The organism is Fictibacillus phosphorivorans (genome assembly GCF_001619875.1).
Taxonomy (GTDB): Bacteria; Bacillota; Bacilli; order Bacillales; family Fictibacillaceae; genus Fictibacillus; species Fictibacillus phosphorivorans_B.
Map to the genome: position 1 here is coordinate 37,549 of NZ_LRFC01000010.1, position 6,171 is coordinate 43,719.

The 6,171-nt window shown below is 41.0% G+C and carries 6 protein-coding genes; 4 read left to right on the forward strand and 2 right to left on the reverse strand.

The genetic code is table 11. From position 1 onward, the window contains the following. Positions 1-161: 161 nt before the first annotated feature. Together AWM68_RS07835 and AWM68_RS07840 are read right to left on the reverse strand one after the other, a co-directional pair. Complete coding sequence (locus AWM68_RS07835; RefSeq protein WP_066239584.1) at positions 162-1,016, reverse strand: RsfA family transcriptional regulator; 855 nt, start codon at positions 1,014-1,016, stop codon at positions 162-164. A gap of 127 nt (positions 1,017-1,143) precedes the next feature. Then, a complete protein-coding gene (locus AWM68_RS07840; RefSeq protein ID WP_066239587.1) occupies positions 1,144-2,478 on the reverse strand; it encodes an AAA family ATPase in 1,335 nt (444 codons plus the stop codon). A gap of 157 nt (positions 2,479-2,635) precedes the next feature. Here AWM68_RS07840 and AWM68_RS07845 point away from each other — a divergent pair, with 157 nt between their 5' ends. From AWM68_RS07845 to mnmA, 4 genes are read left to right on the forward strand one after another with little or no spacing between them, the layout of a single operon-like run. Continuing rightward, the gene (locus tag AWM68_RS07845) at positions 2,636-3,346 is read left to right on the forward strand and encodes a YczE/YyaS/YitT family protein (RefSeq protein WP_066239590.1); all 711 of its coding nucleotides are present in this window, start codon (positions 2,636-2,638) and stop codon (positions 3,344-3,346) included. Further along, complete coding sequence (cymR, locus tag AWM68_RS07850; RefSeq protein WP_066239593.1) at positions 3,279-3,698, forward strand: cysteine metabolism transcriptional regulator CymR; 420 nt, start codon at positions 3,279-3,281, stop codon at positions 3,696-3,698. The genes AWM68_RS07845 and cymR overlap by 68 nt, the downstream gene beginning before the upstream one ends. A 14-nt stretch (positions 3,699-3,712) precedes the next feature. Further along, positions 3,713-4,852 carry a cysteine desulfurase family protein gene (locus AWM68_RS07855; RefSeq protein ID WP_066239597.1) on the forward strand — a complete coding sequence of 380 codons (1,140 nt, stop codon included), beginning with the start codon at positions 3,713-3,715 and terminating at the stop codon, positions 4,850-4,852. Between the two features lie 40 nt (positions 4,853-4,892). Further along, positions 4,893-6,020, forward strand: a complete 1,128-nt coding sequence (gene mnmA / locus AWM68_RS07860) for a tRNA 2-thiouridine(34) synthase MnmA (RefSeq protein WP_066239600.1) — start codon at positions 4,893-4,895, stop codon at positions 6,018-6,020. The last annotated feature ends 151 nt before the right edge of the window (positions 6,021-6,171 follow it).

Below are 6,171 nucleotides of genomic sequence, written 5' to 3' on the forward strand. Positions count from 1 at the left end.
ATCCTAATTAATTCCGAGGTAATTGCAAATAATTCCGGTGTATAGACTCAATAATTACGTGTATAAAATGATTTATCCGATTTTCTACAAAATTACACGATCTTAAACGTAAAAATGACTCATCCGGTTTAAGCCGCAACCTAATGAGTCATTTTTCACATTTATTTTGCTAGTTTCTCGAGATTTCCATTCTTATCCATGCGGAAGCTTACGTTTGGGTTTGTTTCCTCATCTTGAAACAACACCATTTTTCTTGCTCGATCCATAATTTGGATGAGAGCTTGATAATCTTCTTGAACGGTTTGATGCTCTTTTTCTAGAACGGCAAGCTGTTCTTTCATCACTTTATTTTGCTGCAGCAATTCGTTCATCTGTAATCGCAGTTCCATATTTTCCTGAACAAGTTTCCCGCTTGACATTCCGTTTCGTTTCAAACCGTTTAGGAAATCTATCACTTCATCAAGTGTAAGTTCATCTCCATTACTAGCTTGTGGCTGGCGATTAGAGAATGGTGTGGACGACGCTGCTGGTGTACTCGAAACCGCAGAAACTGCCGGCGCTTCAGCTGCTGGCTGGTTAACATAGCTCTGTGGAGTATGAGCAGCAGGTGTGGAAGCAGACATTGAAACTGCAGTTTTACTATCATACGTATATGGTGTTTTAAAAAACTCTTCAGGATGATAGGTTTCGTCATCATGCATCTGTGGTGTTGGGACCTGCTGAATCGGCTGAACGGGCTTTTGAGCAGGTTTAGTCTGCTGCTGTTGCTGCGACCTTGCTAACGCACGCTGACGCTCTTTTCTTTGCTTTTTAGCAATCTTTAAAGCTTGTTCATATTTTTTTCTAACGATCGCATTCCATCGGAAGCCAACAGCAGCACTCGTTCGTTCTAATTTATCTCCTACCTCTTCAAATGCATGCAACTGTGTACTGCCTTCACGGACATGGCGCAAAACCGTTTCGGCCAGCAAGAGATCGTCTTCTTCTGACCATGCGTCCTGTCTGATTTTTGACACGGTAATCCTCTCCTTAGCTACAAAAATATTCATTTACTATTTTCATGTTTACCAATGAGAGAGAATCCTATACACAGAAGGAGAGAAATTTTGCTAGTTTGCTAAAACGGTTAAAAGTCTCATAGATTTACTTTCCTTTTTTCTTTCGTTCATTGAAATAGTCTAGTCGTTTTTTAATGTTTTTTTCGAACCCGCGTTCAGTCGGCTCATAAAAAGTCTTGCCTTGCAGGTGACGAGGCAAATATTCTTGTGGCACATATCCATCTTCATAATGATGAGGATACTTATAATCTTCACCGTGCTTCAATTCTTTTGCCCCTTTATAATGAGCATCACGGAGGTGGATCGGAACAAGACCTGTTTTTTCTTTTTTTACTACATCGAGTGCTTTATCGATTCCTGTAATGACTTTATTGCTTTTTGGAGCAGTTGCTAGGTAAAGTGTTGCTTCCGCAAGCGGGATACGGGCTTCAGGCATTCCTGTAAAGTCTGCTGCATAGCTTGCAGCATGGGCAATCAACAATGCGTTCGGATCAGCTAATCCGATATCTTCAGCCGCATGTACAAGCAGGCGGCGTGCAATAAACCGCGGATCTTCTCCGGCATAAATCATTTTAGCAAGCCAATAGAGAGCAGCATCTGGATCAGAGCCGCGGATACTTTTAATAAAAGCAGAGACTGTATCATAATGGTTGTCTCCTTTTTTATCATATTGAAGCACTCTTTGTTGTATGGATTCTTCTGCAATTTCAAGTGTAATATGGATGGTGCCATCCTTATCTGGTTTTGTTGTCAACACAGCAAGTTCCACTGCATTAAGTGCTGTTCGTGCATCACCGTTCGCTATAGAAACAATATGATCTTGTGCCTCTTTTTCCATATGGATACGATGCTTGCCGTATCCTCTTTCTTTATCAGTAAGAGCTTGATCAATAACTTTTGCGATATGCCCGTCAGTTAATGGTTCAAAGCGAAACAATCGTGATCTGGATAAAAGGGCGGGATTGATCTCGAACATCGGACTTTCTGTTGTAGCTCCTATTAAGATAACGCTACCGTCTTCTACATAAGGAAGCAGGGCGTCCTGCTGGCTTTTATTGAAGCGGTGGATCTCATCGATAAAGAGCACCGTCTTCTTATCCTCTAACAAAAGTCGTTCTCTTGCTGCTCCCATGATTACTTTTAAGTCTGCCACTCCCGAAGTAACAGCATTTAACTGCTCAAACCATGCTGATGTCGAGTTGGCGATAATTTTGGCTAATGTAGTCTTGCCTGTTCCAGGAGGACCGAAAAAGATCATGGGGGTAAGCTGATCCGCTTCGATCGCCCGCCTTAATAGTTTTCCTTCTCCTGCAATGTGTTCTTGACCGATAAACTCCTCAATCTTCCTAGGGCGCATTCGGTTAGCAAGAGGTCTTTTTAGAGAGTGAGAGCTTTCGTCTTTATAAGAAAACAAGTCCATTATTTTTTCAACCCTTCCGTACACTTGTTCTAGTCGTCATATGACAATACTATACATCAGTACACCATGCAAGGTGAAATGATTTCATGCTATAATAAGCTTTAGATTTATGAAAAGTGGTAGAATCAGACAACTTAATAAGGAAGGATTTTGCATAGTGAAAGACCAAAAACATTCAAGATGGAGCAAATTTTTGTTTCAGTGGTCTGTATTTTTTGTGGGTTTATTTATTATGGCCTTCGGAATTGCTCTAATGATCAAGGCAAACTTAGGAAGCGCCCCATGGGATGTCCTTCATATCGGTTTGTTTTCACAGTTCGGGTTATCAATAGGAACGTGGTCAATCATTATGGGCTTTTTCGTTATTTTAGCAACATCATTATTAACTAAAAAGATGCCTCAGTCAGGTGCTTTTTTAAATATGGTGTCTGTGGGCTTGTTTATTGATTTTTATTTATGGCTGCCTTTTTTCCATGATCCGATTACATGGGTCGGGAAATGGCTGTTCCTTATAATTGGAATCTTGATTTTAGGATTTGGCATCGGACTTTATATTTCATCAGAGTGCGGAGCTGGACCAAGAGACAGTTTAATGCTCGCTCTTACCGAGAGATCGGGTATGAAAGTTTCAAACATTCGTCTATTTATGGAACTCTGTGTTCTTTTCTGTGGATGGATGTTAAAAGGCCCCATTTCATTTGGTACCATTATTTTTTGTGTAACAATCGGAGCAATCGTAGGAAGAACTCTTCCGTATTGCCAAAAGTTAGTGAAGTTTGTTTTAGAACGGAGTGAACAATTTGAAAATATCAACAAAAGGCAGGTACGGATTAACCATCATGATGGCATTAGCAAAGAGATCAGGTGAAGGTCCTATCGCGCTAAAATTAATTGCAAAAGAATATAGTCTTTCTGAACACTATCTGGAGCAGCTTATTGCACCTCTAAGAAATGCAGGTCTTGTTAAAAGTATAAGAGGTGCTTACGGAGGTTATATTTTAGCTAAAGAAGCTTCAACGATCACAGCTGGAGATATCATCCGTGTTCTTGAAGGGCCGATCTCACCAGTAGAAGTAATGGACGATGAAGAACCTGCTAAACGGAACCTATGGATTAAAATCCGTGATGCAGTAAAAGACGTACTAGATTCTACAACACTCGAAGATTTGGCAAATTATGAAGACGAAGGTGGACAGGACGCTTACATGTTTTATATATAGGAAGGAATGGAGTAATGAAAAACGTATATTTAGATCACGCTGCAACATCTCCTGTACATCCTGAAGTGGTCGAAGAGATGATTCCGTATCTTACCGAGCATTTTGGAAACCCTTCAAGTATCCATCAATTTGGCAGACGAGTTCGAAAAGTACTTGATGATGCGAGAGCGGCGATTGCAGAATCAATCGGTGCATCGAGAAATGAGATTATTTTTACAAGCGGCGGTACGGAAAGTGATAACCTCGCAATAATAGGTGTCGCTTCTGCTTTAGAAGGTAACGGAAAACATCTTATCACTACACATATCGAACATCACGCGGTTCTTCATACTTTTCATGAACTTGAAAAAAGAGGCTTTGAAGTAACCTACTTATCGGTGGATGAAAACGGACTAATCTCCCTTGAGGAGCTGAAGCAAGAAATAAGAAATGATACGATTTTAGCTTCTATTATGTTTTGTAACAATGAAACTGGAACCGTTCAAGATATCAAAGCGATCGGCAACGTATTAAAAGAAAATGGGATCATTTTTCATACGGACGCTGTTCAGGCATATGGACTTGTATCCATTGATGTTAAGGAATTGAGTATCGATCTCCTAAGTGCTTCAGGTCATAAGATCAACAGTCCAAAAGGAACTGGTTTTCTTTATGTAAAAGAAGGCATTCCATTTATTCCTCAAGGATTCGGTGGAGAGCAAGAGCGAAAACGCCGTGCAGGAACTGAAAACGTAGCAGGAATTCGAGCTCTTCATAAAGCTGCTGTTCTTGCTGAAGCTGAGCGCAAAGATCGTTACGCGCAATATCAGAAATATAAAGAAAAAATGAAAGAAATCTGGGATCAAGAAGGAATTTTTTATGTTGAAAACGGAAGTGAGAAAAGTACACTTCCCCACATACTCAACGTCAGTTTTTCTGGAGTGAAAACAGAAGTTCTTTTAGTCAATCTAGATTTGGCGGGTATTGCTGCATCAAGCGGTTCGGCTTGTACAGCAGGTTCACATGAGCCTTCGCATGTATTGGCAGCGATGTTTGGTGAAGGTGAACGAACAAAGTCATCCGTTCGTTTCAGCTTCGGATACGGCAACAATATGGAAGATATTGAGTATGCGGCAATCGAGACAGCAAAAATAGTGAAACGTTTAACAAAATAAGTTACAATGTTTGTCATATGAAAGAAATGAGGTGGACAGTATGCAAACGGAACTAAACAAAAAGGCACCTCAAGATACACGAGTAGTCATTGGAATGAGCGGCGGTGTAGATTCTTCAGTTGCCGCACTTTTATTAAAAGAGCAAGGCTATGACGTTATCGGAATCTTTATGAAAAACTGGGATGATACCGATGAAAACGGCGTCTGTACAGCAACAGAAGATTACAACGATGTGATAGCGGTCTGTAACCAGATCGGCATTCCATATTACGCTGTGAATTTTGAAAAAGAGTACTGGGACAAGGTATTCACATACTTTTTGGAAGAATATAAAGCAGGAAGAACACCTAATCCTGATGTGATGTGCAACAAGGAAATCAAATTTAAGGCATTCCTTGAGCACGCCATGAATTTAGGTGCAGATTATGTAGCCACAGGCCATTACGCACGTGTGGCTGAAATAGATGGTGAAGTGAAAATGCTTCGCGGTGTTGATGAAAATAAAGACCAAACGTATTTCCTCAACCAGCTTACACAGGAACAATTGCGACGCGTATTGTTTCCAATCGGTGAGTTGAAGAAACCTGAGATCCGCAAGATTGCTGAAGCGGCAGGTCTCGCAACGGCAAAGAAAAAAGACTCAACGGGCATCTGCTTTATTGGAGAAAAAGACTTCAAAGCATTCTTAAGTCAGTATCTGCCTGCGAAGCCCGGTGAGATGCAGACGTTCGACGGTGAAGTTAAGGGGAAGCATGATGGATTGATGTATCATACAATCGGTCAGCGTCATGGCCTCGGTATTGGAGGAAGCGGAGATCCTTGGTTTGTTGTCGGTAAGAATTTAAAAGACAACGTACTATACGTAGAGCAAGGTTTTCATAATGACAAGCTTTATTCTGACAGCTTAAAAGCAGTGAAAATGAGCTTCGTTTCAGACAAGCCTTTATCTGCTTCTTTTAAGTGTACAGCGAAGTTTCGATATCGCCAACCTGACATGGGCGTAACCGTTCACGTAATGGAAGACGAAACACTTCATGTCGTTTTTGATGAACCACAACGCGCGATTACACCAGGACAAGCTGTCGTGTTCTACGATGGAGATGTCTGTTTAGGCGGGGCTACAATCGATACGGTCTACAAAAACGATGAAGCAATAACGTATCTTTAAGAATAAAAACTGGCTAGTAAGGTTGCCTAAATGACCTTCTTAGCCGGTTTTTTTGTTGATTGGCTAACTTTTATGCTCGTCCAGCGGCTGAAAAGCCTGCTGGACGAGCGCCATACGAAAAATACGAGCGCCATACGAAAAATACGAGCGC

Coding starts and splice junctions, on each gene's coding strand:
- AWM68_RS07840 (WP_066239587.1), bottom strand. CDS start 2,478: ATGGACTTGTTTTCTTATAAAGACGAAAGCTCTCACTCTCTAAAAAGA.
- AWM68_RS07855 (WP_066239597.1), top strand. CDS start 3,713: ATGAAAAACGTATATTTAGATCACGCTGCAACATCTCCTGTACATCCT.
- mnmA (WP_066239600.1), top strand. CDS start 4,893: ATGCAAACGGAACTAAACAAAAAGGCACCTCAAGATACACGAGTAGTC.